The organism is Aliivibrio sp. EL58, assembly GCF_900312675.1.
Lineage (GTDB): Bacteria > Pseudomonadota > Gammaproteobacteria > Enterobacterales > Vibrionaceae > Aliivibrio.
Window position 1 is genome coordinate 62592 of sequence record NZ_OMPC01000011.1, and the last position, 21784, is coordinate 84375.

19 protein-coding genes are annotated in these 21784 nt (G+C 38.9%); 11 read left to right on the plus strand and 8 right to left on the minus strand.

Annotated features, from left to right (window positions below; genetic code table 11):
• Positions 1 to 18 precede the first annotated feature (18 nt).
• From surE to rpoS, 4 genes are read left to right on the plus strand one after another with little or no spacing between them, the layout of a single operon-like run.
• Positions 19 to 771 carry a 5'/3'-nucleotidase SurE gene (gene surE / locus ED622_RS17640; RefSeq protein WP_174213464.1) on the plus strand — a complete coding sequence of 251 codons (753 nt, stop codon included), beginning with the start codon at positions 19 to 21 and terminating at the stop codon, positions 769 to 771.
• On the plus strand, positions 771 to 1397 hold the full coding sequence (locus tag ED622_RS17645) for a protein-L-isoaspartate(D-aspartate) O-methyltransferase (protein ID WP_122036337.1): 627 nt from the start codon (positions 771 to 773) through the stop codon (positions 1395 to 1397). Before surE ends, ED622_RS17645 begins: the two co-directional genes overlap by 1 nt.
• 14 nt (positions 1398 to 1411) lie before the next feature.
• Positions 1412 to 2395 carry a peptidoglycan DD-metalloendopeptidase family protein gene (locus ED622_RS17650; protein WP_162922570.1) on the plus strand — a complete coding sequence of 328 codons (984 nt, stop codon included), beginning with the start codon at positions 1412 to 1414 and terminating at the stop codon, positions 2393 to 2395.
• A 55-nt stretch (positions 2396 to 2450) separates the two neighbouring features.
• Positions 2451 to 3416: an RNA polymerase sigma factor RpoS gene (gene rpoS, locus ED622_RS17655; RefSeq protein ID WP_122036341.1), complete on the plus strand. Its 966-nt coding sequence runs from the start codon at positions 2451 to 2453 to the stop codon at positions 3414 to 3416.
• 96 nt (positions 3417 to 3512) lie between these two features.
• On the opposite strand, the gene ED622_RS17660 is transcribed toward rpoS, so the two are convergent.
• Positions 3513 to 4073, minus strand: coding sequence for a DUF2301 domain-containing membrane protein (locus tag ED622_RS17660; protein ID WP_122036343.1), 561 nt, complete (start codon positions 4071 to 4073; stop codon positions 3513 to 3515).
• Positions 4074 to 4497: 424 nt separating this feature from the next.
• On the opposite strand from ED622_RS17660, the gene ED622_RS17665 reads away from it, so the two are divergent.
• Positions 4498 to 5712 (plus strand): NupC/NupG family nucleoside CNT transporter, encoded by a 1215-nt coding sequence (locus tag ED622_RS17665; RefSeq protein WP_122036345.1) that lies wholly within the window; start codon positions 4498 to 4500, stop codon positions 5710 to 5712.
• 77 nt (positions 5713 to 5789) lie between these two features.
• Here the strand turns inward: ED622_RS17665 and ED622_RS17670 are convergent, their stop codons facing one another.
• Together ED622_RS17670 and metA are read right to left on the minus strand one after the other, a co-directional pair.
• On the minus strand, positions 5790 to 7118 hold the full coding sequence (locus tag ED622_RS17670; protein WP_122036348.1) for an anaerobic C4-dicarboxylate transporter: 1329 nt from the start codon (positions 7116 to 7118) through the stop codon (positions 5790 to 5792).
• A gap of 254 nt (positions 7119 to 7372) precedes the next feature.
• Positions 7373 to 8311, minus strand: coding sequence for a homoserine O-succinyltransferase (gene metA / locus ED622_RS17675; protein WP_122036350.1), 939 nt, complete (start codon positions 8309 to 8311; stop codon positions 7373 to 7375).
• A 228-nt stretch (positions 8312 to 8539) separates the two neighbouring features.
• On the opposite strand from metA, the gene ED622_RS17680 reads away from it, so the two are divergent.
• A complete protein-coding gene (locus tag ED622_RS17680; protein ID WP_122036450.1) occupies positions 8540 to 8953 on the plus strand; it encodes a YeeE/YedE family protein in 414 nt (137 codons plus the stop codon).
• Positions 8954 to 8965: 12 nt separating this feature from the next.
• Positions 8966 to 9397, plus strand: a complete 432-nt coding sequence (locus ED622_RS17685; protein WP_122036352.1) for a YeeE/YedE family protein — start codon at positions 8966 to 8968, stop codon at positions 9395 to 9397.
• Positions 9398 to 9472: 75 nt separating this feature from the next.
• Here the strand turns inward: ED622_RS17685 and ED622_RS17690 are convergent, their stop codons facing one another.
• Positions 9473 to 9892 (minus strand): VOC family protein, encoded by a 420-nt coding sequence (locus ED622_RS17690; protein ID WP_122036355.1) that lies wholly within the window; start codon positions 9890 to 9892, stop codon positions 9473 to 9475.
• Between the two features lie 578 nt (positions 9893 to 10470).
• On the opposite strand from ED622_RS17690, the gene cadC reads away from it, so the two are divergent.
• A complete protein-coding gene (gene cadC, locus ED622_RS17695) occupies positions 10471 to 12099 on the plus strand; it encodes a lysine decarboxylation/transport transcriptional activator CadC (RefSeq protein ID WP_122036357.1) in 1629 nt (542 codons plus the stop codon).
• A 95-nt stretch (positions 12100 to 12194) separates the two neighbouring features.
• Here cadC and ED622_RS17700 read toward each other — a convergent pair whose 3' ends face one another.
• On the minus strand, positions 12195 to 13664 hold the full coding sequence (locus ED622_RS17700) for a sodium:alanine symporter family protein (RefSeq protein ID WP_122036359.1): 1470 nt from the start codon (positions 13662 to 13664) through the stop codon (positions 12195 to 12197).
• Positions 13665 to 14320: 656 nt separating this feature from the next.
• Here ED622_RS17700 and cadB point away from each other — a divergent pair.
• From cadB to pdxY, 3 genes are all read left to right on the plus strand, one after another.
• Positions 14321 to 15655, plus strand: a complete 1335-nt coding sequence (cadB, locus tag ED622_RS17705; protein WP_122036361.1) for a cadaverine/lysine antiporter — start codon at positions 14321 to 14323, stop codon at positions 15653 to 15655.
• Positions 15656 to 15772: 117 nt separating this feature from the next.
• A complete protein-coding gene (locus tag ED622_RS17710) occupies positions 15773 to 17911 on the plus strand; it encodes a lysine decarboxylase CadA (protein WP_122036363.1) in 2139 nt (712 codons plus the stop codon).
• Positions 17912 to 17987: 76 nt separating this feature from the next.
• Positions 17988 to 18857: a pyridoxal kinase PdxY gene (gene pdxY, locus ED622_RS17715; protein WP_122036365.1), complete on the plus strand. Its 870-nt coding sequence runs from the start codon at positions 17988 to 17990 to the stop codon at positions 18855 to 18857.
• Between the two features lie 98 nt (positions 18858 to 18955).
• On the opposite strand, the gene ED622_RS17720 is transcribed toward pdxY, so the two are convergent.
• The 3 genes from ED622_RS17720 to ED622_RS17730 all read right to left on the minus strand — a co-directional run bounded on the left by ED622_RS17720 (position 18956) and on the right by ED622_RS17730 (position 21549).
• The gene (locus tag ED622_RS17720; protein ID WP_122036367.1) at positions 18956 to 19468 is read right to left on the minus strand and encodes a superoxide dismutase family protein; all 513 of its coding nucleotides are present in this window, start codon (positions 19466 to 19468) and stop codon (positions 18956 to 18958) included.
• A 13-nt stretch (positions 19469 to 19481) separates the two neighbouring features.
• The gene (locus tag ED622_RS17725) at positions 19482 to 19937 is read right to left on the minus strand and encodes an ankyrin repeat domain-containing protein (RefSeq protein WP_122036451.1); all 456 of its coding nucleotides are present in this window, start codon (positions 19935 to 19937) and stop codon (positions 19482 to 19484) included.
• 97 nt (positions 19938 to 20034) lie between these two features.
• The gene (locus tag ED622_RS17730) at positions 20035 to 21549 is read right to left on the minus strand and encodes a catalase (RefSeq protein WP_122036369.1); all 1515 of its coding nucleotides are present in this window, start codon (positions 21547 to 21549) and stop codon (positions 20035 to 20037) included.
• Between the last annotated feature and the right edge of the window lie 235 nt (positions 21550 to 21784).

Consider the following 21784-nt stretch of genomic DNA (forward strand, 5'->3'; position numbering starts at 1 on the left):
GAGAGTTGAGTGAGTAAATTGCGTATATTGCTAAGTAATGATGATGGAGTATTTGCTGAGGGAATAAACACGCTTGCAAATGTGCTTTCGGATATTGCCGATATTACCATTGTAGCGCCTGATCGTAATCGCTCTGGAGCATCAAATTCTCTGACTTTGGAATCACCACTTCGAGTTCGTCAAATAGCGGATAATATTCATTCAGTGCAAGGAACACCAACCGATTGTGTGCACTTTGCGTTGAATGAATTAATGAAAGATAACTTACCTGATCTAATTATTGCAGGCATTAATCATGGTGCAAATTTAGGTGATGACACACTCTATTCAGGTACCGTAGCGGCGGCAACAGAAGGGCATTTTCTAGGGTTACCCGCAATAGCGATATCTTTAGTTGGACGCACACATTTCGATACGGCTGCTCAAGTTGCTTTAACATTGGTTAAGAACCATTTAGAAAAACCGTTAACAAAGAAAAGAGTACTCAACGTTAATGTTCCTGATTGTGAATATGCTCAACTCTCTTCTTGGGAGGTGACCCGCTTAGGTGCAAGACATCATTCAGAAAGTATGATTAAAGACACCGATCCTCGCGGAGAAACCATTTATTGGTTAGGTCCTCCTGGCAAAAAGCAAGACGCTGGTAAAGGAACGGATTTTTATGCCGTTAAGCATAATCAGGTATCAATAACGCCGTTACAAGTTGATTTAACCGCTCATGATTCATTAACTATGATGGCTGATTGGTTATCAATAGAGAGTGCCAAATAATGACTAATTCACGCGCTGAATTACTTGAACAGTTTTTACGCCAGCAAGGTATTCAAGATGAGCAAGTTTTGGCTGCTATTCGAGCATTGCCGCGAGAGCGTTTTATTCCAGAAGCATTAGGACATCAAGCGTATCAAAATAACGCATTGCCTATTGGTGAGGGACAAACCATATCTCAGCCTTATATTGTTGCGAAAATGACTGAACTATTAGGATTACAGCGTGACTCTAATGTACTAGAAGTTGGTACAGGCTCTGGTTATCAAACCGCAGTGTTGGCGCAATTGCTTGATCATATAAACTCAGTTGAACGGATCAAATCGCTTCAATGGAATGCCAAGCGCTTATTAAAGCAATTGGATATTTATAACGTATCGACTAAGCACGCTGATGGTTGGCAAGGTTGGGCAAATAAAGGCCCTTTTGATGCGATTATTGTTACTGCTGCCGCTGAATCAATTCCAAATGATTTATTGTGGCAATTAAAAGAGGGTGGCCGACTTGTGATCCCTATTGGCGAAGAAACACAGCATTTATATCGTATTGTTCGTCAGGGTGATGAGTTTTACTCAGAAGCCATCGAAGAGGTGCGTTTCGTTCCATTGGTAGCAGGTGAATTAGCATAATAATAATGAATAAAATGACAGTTATCTCTTCTCGTTTGTGGCTAATGGCTGCAATATTTAGTTTATTGCTTTCTGGTTGCTCTATGGGACCACATCGCCCTGCGCCTGTATCAAGTGTTAATAGCTCTTCTACTTCATACGGAGGAGCAGAACGCGGCAGCTATAGAGGCAGTTATTATCGAGTAGAAAAAGGGGATACGTTATATTTCATTTCTTATGTTACCAATAAAGATGTTAAAGAACTGATAGCTTATAATGAGCTAAAAGCCCCTTATGTAATTCATCCAGGACAAAAAATTAAATTATGGGGACCTAAATATGTTGCCCCAGCTTATGGTGATGATGGCCATCTTGTAAATAAAAAGAACGGTTCCCCAACGACCACTGCAACAGCTGTTGCGGTTGTTCCTGTAGTCGCTGATAAACCGGTAAGTAGTTCTAAATCAACAGCAGCTAAGAGCTCTACTACCTCCTCAGCACAAAAAACAAGCACGAAAAAGGTTGAAAACCCTAAACCTAAGGAGTATGTTGATAATAACAAATCGGTAACATCTTCTAAGCCTAAGCCGGTTGTTAAACCAAAACCAAAGCCTGTTCCTAAGCCAAAACCAGTACCACAAAAATCAGAGAAAGTAGATTCATGGTTATGGCCAACGAAAGGACGAATTATTGCTAAGTTTTCGACAGGAGAGCAAGGAAACAAAGGGATCGATATTGCAGGTCAACGAGGCCAAGACATCATCTCAACAGCAAAAGGAAAAGTGGTTTATGCAGGCAATGCACTACGAGGTTATGGAAATTTAATAATTATTAAACATAACGACGACTATTTAAGTGCTTATGCTCATAATGAATCACTGTTTGTAAAAGAAGGTCAAAGTGTGAGTGCAGGACAAAAAATTGCATCAATGGGCAGCTCAAGTACGAGCAGCGTTCGTTTACACTTTGAGATCCGTTTTAGAGGGAAATCGGTAAATCCACAACGGTATTTACCTTAACAGGGATGACATAGCTGAGTTGTAATGTCTTGCTGGCTCGCCATGGGGAGGCGCTATGAGTAAAAGCAATGCAGTAACTAAAGAAGTTGAAGAATTCGATTTAGAGACAATCAATGATAATGAATCAGCGATTGTGGAAGATGAATCGGAACGTCTTGAGGTAAGCAGCTCACAAAAAGTAATGGATGCAACACAACTTTACTTGGGTGAGATAGGTTTTTCTCCACTACTAACGGCAGAAGAAGAAGTGTACTTTAGTCGCCTAGCATTAAAAGGTGATGAAGCCGCTCGTTCTCGAATGATCGAGAGTAACCTTAGATTAGTGGTAAAAATAGCTCGTCGTTATAACCATCGTGGCCTCGCCTTATTAGATTTAGTTGAGGAAGGAAATCTTGGATTAATTCGAGCAGTTGAAAAGTTTGACCCAGAAAGAGGCTTTCGTTTTTCAACTTATGCAACATGGTGGATCCGTCAAACGATTGAACGTGCCATCATGAATCAGACTCGAACCATACGTTTACCTATCCATGTTGTAAAAGAATTGAATGTATATCTACGCGCCGCTCGTGAGTTATCACAAAAGCTTGATCATGAGCCAACACCAGAAGAGATTGCAGAGAAACTCGACAAACCCGTTAGTGATGTAAGTCGAATGCTACGTTTGAATGAACGAGTGGCCTCTGTAGATTCAATGGTTGCGGGTGAATCAGATAAAGCACTACTTGATATCTTACCTGACACTAAGCATGCTGATCCTGAAGCTGAAACTCAGAAAGAGGACATTAATGCTTCACTTGTTGGTTGGCTTGGTCAATTAAATCCTAAGCAGAAAGAAGTGGTAGCACGACGCTTTGGGCTATTGGGTTATGAGACAGCGACACTAGAGCAAGTAGGTAAAGAAATTGGATTAACTCGTGAGCGAGTAAGACAAATTCAAGTCGAAGGGCTACGTCGTTTAAGAGAAATAATGACGCAACAAGGCCTAAATATGGAAACGTTATTCGCGGTTGAAGAATATTAACCACGATTAGTATCAACCTAGATTGATATACATAATGAAATAATAAGAAAGCCACAGTACATAATGTCCTGTGGCTTTTTCTATTTTTGGCTTCAGTTAATTCTGATAATACGCTTTATTGCCAATATCAAAATGAAGTGGCATTCGCCATTTTTGTATTGATAGAAAAAGAAAAATCATTCCGCAGAGAGCAAAGCAAATTATAGGAATAATCCAGACTTCAAGAGCGAGCATAAAGGTAGATACGCATAAGAGAATAGGAACTAACTTTAATCCCATCACTTTAAAACAGAATGATTCTTTTAACGCAATCCCTGAAAAAGTCACAAAAAGAAAGCCCAGTGGTAGCCAAAGTAGTTGAGAGTTATCAAGTTGAATTAATAACACTAACCCTATCCAAGCAGACCAAGTAATGATCATTCTGATTTTCTTGTCGTAAACATGTAAGTTAGCAGCACTCATTGCTGAGGAGAGGGCAATAAAAATAAGCGCGAGCTCTTTTATTGGTCCATTAAGTAAAATGAGTGAAATATCATCAGCAATAGCGATGCTACTTAGAAATAAAGCCAAGGAAAATAAAGTAATACCAGCTCGATAAGTGATCACGCTGAGTTTATCAAGAAGATCAAGCTTCTCGATATGTTCTGGATTTGCCATTTTTTAAGCCTAATGTAGATTACTTAATTATGATTTTAGCACGTCTAATAAAGTTGGCCTTGTATGAATTTCGTTGGGAATGTGTCATTTCAGTACGCTAGTTGATATTTGGTTTCTTATTTGTGATTATTTGCTGCAAAGGCTTTTCTTATAAGTAAAATTTTGTGATTTAACTCACATAATTCGTGATTTTAAATCTACTGTATGTATACTCCTTCCCCCAATACAAGCCGTCACATGGAACAGTGAATGACCCCAAGGACTTGGACCAGCTACTGTTAAACAGCTTGTAAGGGTAAACAATGAACATACTAATTTCTATCATCACTTCCTCTTGGTGTAGTCACTCTTCACCGATCTCGTCATCTACGATGGCAACCCCTTTTGTTTCTTCTTTTTATTCTAAAATTTCATAGGCGCAATGATGACTATTTTATTTAGCCTATTAGGCATGTGTGCACTTATTTTTTGTGCATGGGTATTCTCTGAGAAACGTTCAGCAATTAATTGGAAAACCGTATCTAGAGCCCTTTTATTACAACTTTCTTTTGCCGCTCTGGTGCTTTACTTTCCATGGGGACAAGCTGCGCTGGCTGGATTAAGTAATGGGGTAGCCAGTTTGCTTGGTTTTGCTGATGAAGGTATTGCTTTCTTATTTGGTGATTTAGCTTCAAGTGGTTTTATTTTTGCAATTCGCGTTCTCCCTATTATTATTTTCTTCAGTGCTCTTATCTCTGCTCTATATTATTTAGGTATCATGCAAAAAGTCATCGCCGTTCTTGGTGGTGCAATTCAAAAATTCCTCGGTACAAGTAAAGTAGAATCTCTCGTCGCAACTGGTAACATCTTCCTTTCTCAAGGTGAATCTCCTCTTCTTATTCGTCCATTCCTAGCTCAAATGACCCGTTCAGAGCTGTTTGCTGTAATGGCTGGTGGTATGGCATCGGTTGCTGGTAGTGTACTTGGTGGTTATGCAGGTTTAGGGGTAGAGCTTAAATACCTAATCGCGGCAAGTTTCATGGCTGCTCCTGGTAGTCTATTAATGGCGAAGATCCTAGTACCTGAGCAATCAACACCAGTTGACCAACACGAACTAACGATTGATAAAAGCGAACAAAGTAATGTAGTAGATGCACTAGCAAGTGGTGCAATGAACGGCATGAAGGTAGCTGTTGCTGTAGGTACTATGCTAATTGCGTTTGTAAGTGTTATCGCAATGGTAAACAGTGGTCTAGAAATGGTTGGCGAGTGGTTTGGTTTTGCGGGCATTACACTGCAAACGCTATTTGGTTACCTATTTGCACCAGTGGCTTGGGTTATAGGTGTACCTAAGCATGAGATGATCATGGCAGGATCTTACATTGGACAAAAAGTTGTGTTGAATGAGTTTGTTGCGTTCATTGACTTTGTTCAACATAAAGACCAATTATCTGCTTATACTCAAGTGATTATTACTTTTGCTTTATGTGGTTTTGCTAACATCGGCTCTATTGCGATTCAATTAGGTTCTATTGGCGTGATGGCTCCTGAGCGTCGTGCTGAAGTCGCGAATATGGGCTTTAAAGCGGTACTGGCTGGTACGTTAGCTAACTTGATGAGTGCATGTTTAGCGGGTCTATTCTTTAGTTTATCGATGTAATTATCTTAAGCTAAAACAAAGCCCATGCAGTATGAGAATACGCATGGGCTTTTTTATTTTTTAAATGGCTACTTTAATTAACCAATCACGATTTGGCCTAATACATAACCAAGCATACAGGCAGAAATTACCCCGATTAAACCGACTGACATAAATGAGTGGTTAAAGTAGTACTTACCAATCTTAGTCGTGCCTGAGCTATCAAAGTTCACGGTTGCAATATCTGATGGGTAATTTGGAATGAAGAAATAACCATATACCGCAGGCATTAAACCAATCACCAAGGCAGGCTCTAATCCTAGAGCAAGACCAACAGGTAACATCATACGAGCCGTTGCTGCTTGTGAGTTTACTACAACAGAGACAATAAAAAGTGCCAGAGCAAATGTCCAAGGATGCAGCGTAACCATATCTACAATGCCCGCTCTAAACTGAGGCATAGCGTATTGGAAATAGGTATCAGACATCCATGCGATACCGAAGATAGCAATTGCCGCAACCATACCTGATTTAAATACTACACCATTAGGTACATCACGAGGATCGGTTTTCGTTGCCAATAGAATGACACCACCAAACGCCAGCATCATCATTTGAATAACAACAGACATTTTGATTGGTGCGCCACCTTCGGTGATCGTTCTAACCTCTGGCCACATTGCGATAACAACGATAGAAACAATAGCACCTAAAAAGATAAGTACCGCATTACGCGCTTTTGTTGGTAGTTGTTCATCTAAAGAGGTCGAGGTTGTATTTAAGATTTTTTCACGCCAAACAGGATCTTTTAAACGAGCTTGGTACTCTTCGTCATCTTCTAATTCTTTACCACGGCGTAAGCTATACAGTGCTAGCATTAACGTACCAAATAAAGTTGAAGGCACGGTTACCATTAAGATAGACATTAGGGTGATTGATGCGTCGATATCGACTAGTTGTGCTAGATAATAAACTACCGCAGCAGAAAGTGGAGAGGCAGTAATCGCAATTTGAGAAGCGACAGAAGCCGCAGCCATTGGACGTTCAGGACGAATACCATTCTTAAGAGCAACATCACCAATGATTGGCATTATTGAATACACAGCATGGCCAGTACCTAATAAGAAGGTCATCGCATAAGTGACAAATGGCGCAATAATAGTAACGCGTTTAGGGTTCTTTCTTAAGATCCGCTCTGCCACTTGTAGCATGTATTTCAAACCACCAGCCGCTTCTAATATCGAAGCACAGGTCACTACGGCTAAAATGATCAACATAACCGTGACGGGTGGAGAAGTTGGTGGCATTTTGAAGATAAAGACTTCAATCACCAAACCAATACCAGAGACAACCCCTAGACCTATTCCGCCAAATCGAGACCCGATATAGAGCACGAGTAATAAAAAGAGAAATTCAAGATACAACATAGAACCACCTGCATAAATGCAATTTATAATTAAAATCAACTACAGGCATTAATACCTTATTTTTCATAGGGTTTAATTGAGGGAGTTCTCATTTAGATTGTTGTTGGTTTTATAAATAGAGGCTTGGTTGATCTGAATTAAATGAAAGGTCATTTTTTATCAAAAAAAGAAAAAATGGGCGCTATCTATCGGATTGTACTGGTTATTATATGATGGGGTTTGGGTATTAACTCGGCGCTAATACCCAAAGAAGACTAGTCTCGTGTGAAGTTTTGCTCTGAGAAGTGGTCAAGATCGTACGGTGTTTGTTGGTAAACACAGTAATTAAGCCAGTTAGAAAACAGCAAATGTCCGTGGCTACGCCATGTTGCTTTTGGCGAGATCTCAGGGTTATCATCTGGGTAATAATTGAGAGGAATAACAGGTTCCATCCCTTCACCTAAATCACGAATATATTCATTATGCAGAGTAAATGAATCGTATTCTGGGTGCCCTGTGACAAATACATTTCGCTTATCTTTTGTTGAAGCAAGGTATACACCTGCTTGTTCAGATGTTGCTAGAATATCCAGATCAGTGTGTTCATTCAGGTAATCTGCCGAGAAATCAGCGTAACGAGAATGAGGAGCTAAAAACTGATCATCAAAACCACGTAAAATAGGATGGTGTTGATCAAGGTTATTATGTTGATATACCCCAGAGAGTTTTTCTTTACGTGTCCGCTTTGGCAAGTCATAAAGCAGTTTTAAACCCGCTTGAGCAGCCCAACAAACATAAAGGCTTGAGGTTACATGATCTTTTGCCCAGGTCATGATGGTTTGTAAGTGATCCCAATAAATCACATCTTCAAATTGCACTAAACCTAATGGAGCGCCAGTGATGATCAGTCCATCAAAGTTACGATTCTTAATGCCTTCAAATTGGCGATAAAAGGTATCTAAATGCTCTGTCGGGGTATTTTTACTGGTGCGATTATCAATGCGTAATAGCTCAACGTCCACTTGTAATGGGCTATTAGAAAGTAAGCGTAAAAATTGAGTTTCTGTTTCGATCTTTTTTGGCATCAAATTTAAAATGATGACTTTTAGAGGTCGAATGGCTTGTGTGGTGGCACGAGATTCTTGCATGATAAAGATATTCTCTTCACGCAATACTTCAGCAGCAGGGAGTTGGTCTGGTATTTTTATCGGCACAACTTATCCTTAAGTTATTTTAATTTCTAGCATTCTATACGTCTATACTCCTAAACTTACCTTATTATGAATCGAGTGTCGAGACTGTGTCTAATTCATTTTCTATATTTATATCAGTATATATTTAGCCAAAGCTAATTTTACTTAAGCTAAATAAGCATTGACTAATATATAGTTCGTGCGTATTCTTATCAATATGTTAAAAAAACAAACTAATGAGTAAGAATGATGACTATTCCATGGAGCTCTTTATTTGGCGGTATGCTATTAGGTGTATCTGCAACTTTACTACTTTTACTCAATGGTAAAATTGCAGGTATTAGTGGTGTACTTACCGGGTTAATGACGCCGAAAAAACGTGATTATGCGTGGCGATGGCTGTTTGTGCTTAGTATGGTTGGTGGTGGTGCTATTGGTGTGTATTTCTTAGGGGCTGAAGTGCCTAAAGAGTATGAAACCACCACTAGCATGCTTATCGTTGCCGGATTATTAGTGGGTATTGGCACTCGTTTAGGTAATGGTTGTACGAGTGGTCATGGAATTTGTGGCATTGGGCGCTTATCCATTCGCTCAATAGTCGCTACTGCGGTCTTTATGTTTGTTGCTGCGGTAACTGTGTTTGTTCGATTACATGTACTTTAATAAGGGGTAGTTATGAATAATGTATTGTTTCGTTTAGTTGCTCTTATCTCTGGTCTTCTATTTGGTCTAGGTATGACAATATCAGGCATGGCTGACCCTGCTAAAGTGATTGGTTTTTTAGATGTCGCTGGTAACTGGGATCCAAGCTTAATGTTTGTAATGGGAGGGGCGCTATTAGTATTTATGCCTGCCTATTTCTTGCTAATTAAACCAAAAACAAAACCACTTAATGCTGAAGAATTTTGTTTATCTAACAGCAAAAAAATTGATACGAAATTACTATTAGGTGCAGCGATCTTTGGGCTAGGTTGGGGAATTGCTGGAGTTTGTCCTGGGCCTGCGGTATCGAGTCTCGCTTTAGGTAATAGTGATGTCGTTATATTCACCTTTGCCATGATGTTAGGGTTAGGAAGTACTCACTTTATCCTTAATAAAAATACGTAACACCAAACAGAATAGAGAGGAGCTAATCTCAGCATTAGCTCCTCTCTATTTACTCCAGTTCTAATGAGTTATTCTTTATTCATAACAATAGCGCTCTTCTTCTTTATCACTGCTGTATTCGACTAATTCCCATTCAAAATGCGCTTTATCATAAAAATATAGGCGTCTGCCATGCTTTTCTTGCATGATATCTCCATTCTGCTCATACCCTAAAGCCAGTAATTTTTGCTGGATTTTATCTAAATCTTCAACAATTAAGCCGATATGGTTAATCCCTATATTTTTATACGGATAGCGTGTGTCTTTTGAATTACTCATCTCTTGTGGCTCTTGCAGAGCAAAATAGCAATTGGCATTGCCTATGTGGGCCCAACGATGAGCACCATCAGGAGTTTTATCTATCTTGATACGAAAATCAGGCGCAGCGTTTAACAAAAAAGCAGTAGCGGCATCGATATTAGGTACAGTGATATTAGCATGTTCAAATCGTGTCATAGGTGACTCCTTGTCATTGGTCTATTTTGTTACTGTCCGTCCACTCTAAAACCTGAACTTAACTTTAGGTCAACAGTTTATTTTTTGTTTTATTTTTAAGGTATGGCGAATTCATTAATGTTTAATTGATGAATATATTAATAATTTTTTAGCTTTTATTTATCCTTATTATTTTTAATGATTTAAAAATGACGAGTTGAGATTTCTTGATCTATTTATATTCTATTTACGTTGTGTTCATATTGGATGACTTTTATTCATACTAATAACAGCTCTGTTAATCTAGTGGATAAAAAAAGTGGCAAATATTCACCTAAGGTTTAACTTTAGCGGGTTGTTTTTAATTGGCTTGTAAAACAGTGCTTTAGTGTTTATTTGTGGCTTTTTTTTGCTGTAATTCTCTGCTTGGATCCTAAGATTGCATTTTTGAAAGGGGAATCTCATATAAAAGAGAGTAAGGGTTATCTATAATCCATTTTTCATTATATATAGACGTAAATATCACGCTAAAGATTATTATTTTTGATGCGTTTATTTCACTCGTTTTATATTAATATCTAATCAAATATGAGTATCTTATGGTCGGGATCTGTTTTCAAATTAATGACTGGACATTGGTTGTTGAGGAAAATAAGTTGTATCGCCAAGATAGGGAAGTCTCAGTCGAACCTCGTTTAGTCAACTTGTTACAGTTTTTAGCTCAGCATTCAGGTGAAGTATTTTGTCGTGATGAGCTGATTAAGCACGTCTGGGACGGAGCATTCGTAACGGATCAAGTCGTAACTCAGTCTATATTTGAATTACGAAAAATATTAAGAGATGGACGCTTAGATAACGCGAGATATTTAGTTACGGTACCAAAGCGTGGTTATAAGTTGGTTGCTGAAACTCAAATTGTTAATTTTGAAAATACAGAGTTTTGGAAGCCTTGCGACCACTCTGCAACAACAAAGCCACTAGTATCGAATAATATAGAATTACAGAATATTGATAGTGAACTCACTGACGATAAAGAGCCATCGACAGAGCCTGACCTCTCTTTTCCATCGGGACCGTTAACTCGTGCGATGACAACGATATCGAAAGATGTTGAAAACGAGAAAAAGAAACAAGGAACGAGTTTTAACTCTTTTCATCGCTGGAAATTACTCGCGTTTGATGCATTTCTTGTCTGTATTTTAATAGCAGTGATCATGTCGGCTACATATCAACAAACCAGTACCCATATAACCAAAGCAATTGATATTGATTTAATTGAATTTACGTTTCATGAGAGTCGAAATCAAAAGGATGAAACTGAGTTTCTTGCGGATGGGATCAGTCAAAAGTTAATGGCAGATTTAGCCAGTATTGGTGACTATCGTGTTCAGATAGATAAAACAGCATTTACCACCGGAATTTTACCGGGAAAAGTGGTTGCTGTTCGGGTAGAAGAGCAACAGAATAAAACCTACTTAGATATTGAATACCGCAGTAATACATCAAATAAAGTATTGTTCAGTCGCCAGTATCGAATGACAACCTCAAATCTTGAACAGGTATTGCGTCAATCCTCTTTAGATTTGATGAAAGCACTTGGAGTGCAAGTATCAACAGAGCAGATGGATGATTTGATGGTAGGGCTACCGAAAGAGCCAGGGTTGCTTGAGATGCTAATTCAAGCGAATCATTACATTAATCAGCCAGATCCTAGATTGTTTGAGCAGGGAATAAGACTATTAGAAAAGATATCAGCGGCAGAGCCTAATAATGGTTACATTTCTGCAGAGCTTTATATTGCTTATAATGCATTTTCAGCCCTCAACCCGGCGTTAGAGCTTAATGATAATACGATTAAGATTGATAATTTAAGTCAGAACCTTACGGAGAAATACGGGTTAGAAACTGATGTACGATTGCCTGCTCGTATTTATGAAGCATTAGCGATGAATGCCATTAAGCAAGATAATAAAGAAGCTGCACAGCATTATCTTAACTTAGCTTTTAAGCGTAGAGAGTCGGCTTTCTCTTATATTCTAGAAGGTAAACTCGAAGAGTTGAATGGTAACCTAGATTTGGCAGGAGATGCTTATAGTCGCGCGTTTTTTATGGATACATCATTAGAGACATATATGTTGAGTGAAAACTTAGCGTTTTATAGCGATCTCGAAACGGTTGCGTATTTTATGTATAAAGCGATTAAGCCAAGTAGTATTCGATTAATCTAGCCATAGATAGATAGATAGATAAGAAAAGGCCCGTCGAACATAGGTTTGACGGGCCTTTTTATTTTTAACTAAGAGTAATGTTAGCTAGAAAAAGATTATGCTTTCTTTTTCTTTGGGTGCCATGCACCGTCTAAATCATCAAGCTCAGGGAACTTAGTGCGATCAAACTCTGGCGTTTTACCCGCTTTAAGTTGAGTTTCGTAATCTTTAATGATTTTGATAGCTAGCTTAGAAAGTAGGATTAACGCAACGATGTTGATTAATGCCATCATACCCATAGAAGCATCAGCTAGGTTCCATACCACTGGTAGTGAGGCTACAGAGCCAAACATAACCATAGCTAGAACACACAGACGGAAACCAAACAGACCTTTCTTAGAGTTACCATTCAAGAACATTACGTTTGTTTCAGCGTAGCTGTAGTTCGCAATGATAGAAGTGAAACAAAATAGAAGAATAGCCAATGCCATAAAGTAGCTTGTCCAACCGCCTAACTCATTGGTTAGCGCTTGTTGAAGAAGACTAATACCTGTTGCAGCATCTGGCTGATCCATTACGCCAGAAAGCATAATCATTGCAGCAGAAGCCGTACAGATAACTAGCGTATCAACAAACACACCTAGCATTTGCACAAAACCTTGTGATGCAGGGTGGTTAGGATTTGGTGTAGCACTTGCCGCGATGTTAGCCGCAGAACCCATACCCGCTTCGTTCGAGAATAGACCACGAGCGATACCAGATTGCATAGCTTGAGCGATAGTATATGCAACACCACCAGCTGCCGCTTCTTGCCAACCAAATGCGCTCTTAACGATAAGCGTTAATACTGCAGGAACTTCAGTAATGTTCATTACTACAATAATTAGTGCAATCGCAAGGTAACCAATTGCCATAACAGGAACGATTTTTGATGATGCACTAGCAACACGACGTAAACCACCCATGATAAAGAAGCCAGAAACAGCAACAATAACCAGACCCATGATAGTTTTATCAAAACCAAATGAATGGTTAAGAGCATCAGTGATGGTATTCGCTTGAACGGCGTTAAATACTAAACCAAAAGCAATGATTAGGAAGATAGAGAAAAGCGTACCCATCCAACGTTGACCAAGACCTTTCTCCATGTAGTAAGCAGGGCCGCCACGGTATTGACCGTCAACGTCTTTCACTTTATACACTTGAGCTAGTGTTGATTCAATGAATGCTGTCGCCATACCAAATAGAGCAATCACCCACATCCAGAAAATAGCACCAGGGCCACCAACGGTTAATGCAACTGCCACACCTGCCATGTTGCCCGTTCCCACGCGAGCTGCCATAGAGGTACAAAATACTTGATAAGAGCTGATTCCGCTGTCGATCTCTTGACCGCTGCGTAAAATTTTAACTGAATGACCAAGTTGGCGAAGCTGAATGAAGCCAAGGCGTACAGTGAAGTACACACCCACACCAACAAGAAGATAAACGAGGACTTGCCCCCAAAGAAGGCCATTGATCGCGCCAATAACGGACATTAATGCCTCGTTCATTGACTCAATTAGCGTTGAATCTGTGTTTGTCATGAAATTTCCTTATTAATAATCGTTAATTTATTTTTCCTAAAAAATGGATAACGAATCGCCAATCTTTAAGAAATATAAGTAACCTTGTTATAAAGTTGTATGAAATATCGTTTGCTAAGGATTTGCGGCGATTAATATAGTTCAGTGGGCGTTGTATAGTCAATAATAATGAAACAATATGTCGTACTTTTTTTACGTATGTGTATAAAGATTTACAATTTAAGTCTTGTGATTTTTATATTTATTACCCATTAAATAATTATGGTCTTTGTTCTTTCTCTTTCCTTATAAAGAAGAGATAAACATTTAAATTAAAGAGGGGAAACACAGCACCTTGAGATGTTTATCTTTTTTATTAATCTAAAATAAAACCTAAATGAAATCACTTAACCTATTGAAATTAAGTTGTTTTATATATTGTGTTTTTTTAATTCAAGTAAATGTCCTTATTTTTTTATCATTATTTTATTGATAACTTTATCCTTATTTTTTTTCGATTCATTGGGCGTAATCTTCATCTCAACATTCGAGCGGGATGTTGTTTATCTACCCCAACAGAGTTTGTATGACCTGTTTAAATAACATCTCGCCCTCTTAAATAAAATTTCGCATAACGGGCTAATAATAGAGCCCATTCGATAATCCCTGGAGATGTTATGGAATCGAATACAAAAAAAATTGGCTTAATTGCCTGTACGGGTGTTGTTGCCGGCAACATGATGGGGAGTGGTATTGCACTATTACCTTCTTCATTAGCGGCAGTCGGCTCAGTATCCATCTTTAGCTGGATCATTTGTTTAGTGGGTGCATTAAGTTTGGCGTTTGTTTTTGCCCGCTTAGCAACTAAGAATCCGCAAGAAGGTGGCCCTATTGCCTATGCTGGTGAAGTATCACCGGTGTTTGGTTTCCAAACTGGTGTCCTTTACTACCACGCAAACTGGATTGGTAACTTAGCAATCGCCATTACTGGTGTTTCTTACTTATCTGTTTTCTTCCCTGCTTTGAATGACCCTATCCCTGCAGCTGCCGCGACGATTGCATCAGTATGGTTATTTACTCTAGTTAACTTACTAGGTGGTAGCTGGGTTAGTCGTCTTTGTACTTTAGGTTTAGGTCTTATCCTTATCCCTGTTGTGGGCACTGGTGTTGTCGGTTGGACTCACTTCGACCCTGCTTTATATAGCCAAAACTGGAATGTATCTTCAGGTACTAGCAGTCACGCTGTTATTAGCGCGGTTCTTATCTGTCTATGGTCATTCGTTGGTGTTGAATCAGCAGCGGTATCATCTGGTATGGTAAAAAACCCAAAACGCACCGTTCCTCTAGCAACAATGCTTGGTACTGCGATTGCGGGTGTGATTTATATCCTATCAACTCAAGTGATCAGCGGTATGTTCCCAGCAGCAGAAGTGGCGGCATCAGGCGCACCATTTGCGCTAGCAACCACTGAAATCTTCGGTAGCTGGTCAGCGCCATTTGTTGCTGCATTTACTGCCCTAGCATGTTTCACATCACTGGGTTCTTGGATGATGTTAGTTGGTGAAGCCGGTAAACGTGCCGCTCACGATGGTAACTTCCCTAAAATCTACGGTGAAACGGATAAAAACGGTGTTGCGAAAAAAGGTCTTGTACTTGCCTCGCTAAAAATGACAGCGCTAATGGTTGTATTGACTGTATTTAGCTCTCAATCTGCACATACTGCTGACTTATTTAATCAGTTAACGACTGATGCCGTACTACTAACAATGCTTCCTTACTTCTATTCAAGCATTAACTTAATTCGATTCGAAGGTATGACAACACGCAGTGGCTTCACCATGTTCTTCTCTGGTATTGCTTGTGTGTTCTGCATGATTGCTCTTGCTGGTGCAGAAGGCGCAACACTGACTGCAACCTTCATCGTGTCACTTGTTATCTTAATGTTCTACGCAAAAAAAATGGGCTTGAAACAATCAGAGCAACATATCAGCAATGAAGCTGCTGCCCATTAATATCACTCGATAGCGTGAATACTTAACGCTACCAACTTAATAAATTTACCCTCAGGCGCTCCACTACCTCACCATCAAAAAGATGGGGAGCGCCTTGTTTCGTCTTGGAGATATAAAATGAATATTTTTGCTATCCTAAACCACTCAGGTGTTTTCTTTAAAGAAGAGCCAGTACGCGAATTACATGCCTCTTTAGAAAAAGCAGGCTACAAAGTAGTTTACCCAGTAGACGCGCAAGATTTATACAAAATGGTCGAAATGAACCCACGTATTTGTGGTGTGTTATTTGACTGGGATAAATACTCACTAGACCTATGTACTGAAATTAATACCTTGAATGAAAAATTGCCTTTGTATGCATTTGCAAACCAACATTCAACATTAGATATTTCATTAACTGATTTACGTCTAAACCTTCACTTCTTCGAATATGCCCTAGATATGGCTGACGATATCGCGTTGAAAATTAATCAAGCGACTGAAGAGTATAAAGACCAAATCATGCCTCCTTTTACTAAAGCGTTATTTAAATACGTTGAAGAAGGTAAATATACGTTCTGTACTCCAGGTCACATGGGCGGTACTGCTTTCCAAAAAAGTCCTGCTGGCAGCATCTTCTATGATTTCTACGGTCCAAACGCATTTAAAGCAGATGTATCAATCTCAATGCCTGAGCTGGGTTCATTGCTTGATCACTCTGGTCCTCATAAAGACGCTGAAGAGTACATTGCTCGTACCTTTAATGCCGACAGCTCTTACATCGTAACTAACGGTACGTCTACATCAAACAAGATTGTAGGTATGTTCTCTGCACCAGCAGGCAGCACAGTACTTGTTGACCGTAACTGTCATAAATCTCTGACTCATATGATGATGATGAGTGATGTAACGCCTATCTACTTCCGTCCAACGCGTAACGCTTACGGTATTTTAGGTGGCATTCCACAAAGTGAATTCACTCGTGAAGTGATTGAGCAAAAAGTAGCAGCAACACCAAACGCAACAATGCCGGGTTATGCAGTTATTACGAACTCAACTTACGATGGTCTGTTGTACAACACTCAATACATCAAAGAAACGCTAGACACTAAATTCATTCACTTCGACAGTGCTTGGGTTCCTTACACTAACTTCAACTCTATTTACGAAGGTAAATGTGGTATGAGTGGTGAAGCGATGCCAGGTAAAGTGTTCTATGAAACACAATCAACGCATAAATTATTGGCTGCGTTCTCTCAAGCATCAATGATCCACGTAAAAGGTGAATTTGATAAAGAGTCATTTAACGAAGCATTCATGATGCACACATCAACATCACCTCAATACGGTATTGTTGCATCAACTGAAACCGCTGCGGCAATGATGCGTGGTAATACAGGTAAGAAACTAATCCAAGATTCAATTGATCGTGCGATTCGTTTCCGTAAAGAGATCAAACGTCTACAAGGCGAAAGTGAAAGCTGGTTCTTTGATGTATGGCAACCAGAAAACATCGATACAACAGAATGTTGGAAACTGGATCCTAAAGATTCATGGCATGGCTTCAAGGACATCGATGATGATCACATGTACCTTGATCCAATCAAAGTAACGCTATTAACTCCAGGGATGAACGAAAATAGCGAAATGAGTGATACAGGTATTCCTGCCTCAATCGTTGCTAAATACTTAGATGAACACGGTATCGTAGTAGAGAAAACAGGTCCATATAACCTATTGTTCCTATTCTCTATCGGTATTGATAAATCAAAAGCAATGCAACTACTGCGTGCATTAACTGACTTTAAACGTGGCTTTGATCTAAACTTAACAGTGAAAAACTTCCTTCCTTCACTGTACAACGAAGATCCAAGCTTCTACGAAGGTATGCGTATTCAAGAACTGGCACAAGGTATTCACGATCTAACTCGTCAATACCGTTTACCAGAACTGATGTTTAAAGCGTTTGATGTATTACCAGAGCTTAAAGTAACACCACACGCAGCATGGCAAGAAGAGCTACGCGGTAATGTGGAGGAAGTGAAACTGGAAGAAATGGTTAATCGTGTAAGTGCGAATATGATCCTTCCTTACCCACCAGGGGTTCCACTAGTACTTCCAGGTGAAATGGTAACGGCTGAGTCTCGTCCAGTACTTGATTTCTTAGAAATGCTATGTGCTATCGGCGCACATTACCCAGGCTTTGAAACTGATATTCACGGTGTATATGCTCAAAAAGATGGCAGTTACACAGTGAAAGTACTAAAAGAAGATTAAGCCCTAGGGTTTTGAAGGATTATCGTTTATTTTAGGGCACGGAAGCCCTTACTCTATTTTAAATTATGGTGATGTTATGAAACGTATTCTTTCCATTCAGTCTCATGTGGTATTTGGTTGTGCAGGTAATAGTGCTGCGGTTTTTCCAATGCGAAGAATGGGAATGGAAGTGTGGCCTATCAACACGGTACAGTTTTCAAATCACACACAATATCAACAAGGCTGGAAAGGCATTGCGATGCCAGCAGGTCATATTTCTGAATTGGTTGATGGTTTATCAGCAATTGAAGCAACTCACGTTTGTGATGCAGTATTAAGTGGTTACTTAGGATCAGCTGCGCAAGGTGAAGAGATCATCACTGCGGTTCAGAAAATAAAACAAGACAATCCAAACGCAATTTACTTCTGTGATCCAGTAATGGGTCACCCTGAAAAAGGCTGCATTGTTGCACCAGAAGTGACTACTTTTTTTAAAGAGTCCGCACTTGCATCAGCAGATATTATTGCGCCTAACTTATTAGAGTTAGAAAGTTTAACCGGTATGACGATCAACACCTTAGATCAAGTGATTGAAGCGAATAATCAACTGCTTGAAAAAGGCGTTAAGATGGTAGTGGTAAAACACTTAAGTCGTGCGGGTATTAAAAAAGATCGCTTTGAAATGCTATTAACCACCAAAGAAGGTAGCTACCACGTTTCTCGTCCTTTATATGACTTTGATGCAAAGCGTCAGCCAGTAGGAGCAGGGGATTTAATCAGTGGTGTAATGCTTGCTAACTTAATGGCGGGTTACTCTCCAATTGATGCGTTTGAACGTACTAATGCTGCGGTTGATTCGGTAATGCAAGAAACCTTCAATCGTGGAGCATATGAACTGCAACTTATCGCATCACAAGAACATTTCAATACACCAGAAATAACGGTAAAAGTAGAGAAAGTCGCTTAGTTTGGTTAATACCTAATTTGATATTTAATAGATAAGATGCATAGCCCACGATTTGCAATATTGCGGAACGTGGGCTTTTTCTTTATTAGAATGTGTGATTATTTAATCACACCACAGACTAAACGTGATCCGCCACCGCCTAGTTTTTCAGGGTGATCAGAGTGGTTATCTCCGCCTGTATGAATCATGATTGAACGACCTTTAAGATCATCTAGTTCAATTCTTGGTGCTAACACCGGTTGGTTAGCCATACCGTAACTATCAACATAGAGGGCAGGGAGATCACCTAAGTGATTATTATTACTCCATGGAAAACCATGTTGCCCTGTTTTTTTAGGGTCATAGTGCCCTCCCGCAGCACCACCTAATATTGTTTTATTATTTACGGTTGCACTATCACAAGATGGGTTGGTATGTATATGGAAACCATGTAATCCTGAAGGTAAGTTAGATAAGTTTGGTGTAAAAATAGTACCATACTCGGAACTGGTTATTGTAATTTGTCCTGCGGGTGTTCTGCTATTTAATTCAGTCATATCAACAACAGCTGAATGAGCTATTGCGCTGGTAGATAAAAAGCAAAAGGCAGCAAAAAAAGTATGCTTTTTCATTTTATTTCCTTTTTTAGTTATTAAATAGGTCAGATTTACCATACATTTCTGTGAATTCTTTGAGTGTTAAACCTGCATTGTTTTTTATATCTTTAGAGCAATTTACGGTATATAGACGCTTTGCTATGGAAAGTTCACCTTTGATTACCGCTCCCATAGTTGCTGTATTTCCTCGTTTATCTTGTATACAGGCATTTGCGCCTTTTTCTAAGAGTAATTCGATTGATGAAGCATGTCCGTAGTAAGCGGCGGTCATTAGAGCTGTATAACTTTGATTGTTTATTTGATCGACGGGAAACCCAGCAGTTAAGAATTTATCTAATACTTCATCATTGCCAACTCTTGCAGCAGCGAAATAGAGATCGATAAGCGTTTGGTAATCGTCTTTTGTTTGTTCTTTTTCTAAGGCTAGGCTAGATATAGGTAGTAATAAAAAAAAGAGATAAAAAGAAGTAATTAGTCGCTTCATATGATTACCCTTCACGTTATTTTTAATAAAATGGTTCACAGGAAAGACTATTTCTGGGCAGAAAAGAGTCATTATTAATCCTGTGAACCAAAGCTTTTTATATAGATGCTAATTGGATTACTTGTTTTATATTTCCTTTTACAGCTCTTGTTAGCCGAGTACCGTAATCTTTATCTGCGCGATAGAAGTAGCTCAGCATTGTAGTTTTAATCTTTTCATCTTTTACCTGTGCTAAGTCTCCTGCAAGATTATTAATTAAATCCATTTTATCCTGTTCATTAAGGCTTCGATAAAACTCACCAGCTTGATAAAAGTTTCGCTGTTGAGTGATTGTTTTTTGTTGCACAACTCCTGAAATAGGTGTTTGAGTTGCTTTATATTTAGGGTTTTCAGATAGGTTTAAATACTGACTTGGTTCGTAATTAATATCTGAATTTTTCAATTCTGTATTTCCAAAACCGTTTTGGTTGTGGTTATTGACTGCAACTTTAGGTTGGTTTATCGGAAGCTGAAATAAATTAGCACCTAATCGATATAATTGAGTGTCAGAATAAGCGAATAAACGACCTTGTAATAAGCGATCTTCAGATGGCTCAATCCCCGGAATTAAATTAGCAGGTGAAAACGCAGATTGTTCCGTTTCCAAAAAGAAGTTATCAGGTACTTTATTTAATGTCATTGTACCGACTTTAGTTTCAGGTACGTTTAACCACATTTTCGTTGCATCCAATCCATTATAATCTAATGAGCTAAGTTCCGTCGGAGACAGTATTTTTACAAATAAGTCCCATTTAGGATGGTTTCCTTGCTTTATTTGAGAATACAGATCATTGGTTAAATGATTAAAGTCTTTACCTTGGATTTCAATAACTTCGCTTGAACGAAGACTTTTTATACCTTGTTGGCTTTTCCAGTGAAATTTAACGTAATTGATCTCACCTGATTGATTTATCCATTTATAAGCATGAACACCAAACCCATCCATTGTACGATAGCTTGCGGGTGTTCCAAGGTTGCTATAAACCCAGCTAAGCATATGAGTACTGCCAGGCTCTTGGCTAAAAAAGTCAAAGAAACGGTTTGGGTCTTGAACATTAGTTATTGGCGATGGTTTTAATGAATGGACCATATCTGGAAATTTTATTGAATCTCGGATAAAAAATACGGGTAAATTATTACCAACTAGATCCCAGTTACCTTGTTCGGTATAAAATTTGGTAGCAAACCCGCGAGGATCTCTAAGTGTTTCAGGAGAACCTTTGGGGTGTATAACAGTTGAAAAACGAACAAATACTGGTGTTTCTTTACCTGCTTTATTAAACGGTGGTGATGCTGTTAAATGGCTAAAGTCTGCGCTAGATACAAAATTACCGTGCGCTCCAGTACCACGAGCATGGACAACGCGCTCAGGAATTCTTTCTCGAGCAAAGCGCTGTAGTTTTTGAATAAGATGAACATCTTGCAGTAATACACTTCCATTTTCACCAGCGGTAAGGGAATTCTGGTTATCACCAATAGGTGCACCATTATCTCGTGTTAATGTCTCTGCTTGAACAGATGTTGCTGTTGCTAGACTTAATGTTATATATAAAAAGCTCTTTGACATTTGCATGGTGATTCTCCAATGTCTTATCAAACTCCTTTCTGCCCACCAAAAATATATAATAAAATAAGTATTTAACTTAACTGAAAATAACTATTAATTTAATAGTCAAAACTTATCAAAGTTAAAACGTTAATTTAACCAATGTTCTACATGGTTAAAGGTTGTTTTGTTGAATTTAGTAAAAATCCATTTTATAAAATTGATCTAAAATAAGAAACTAGCGGCTAGTAATTTAACAAAA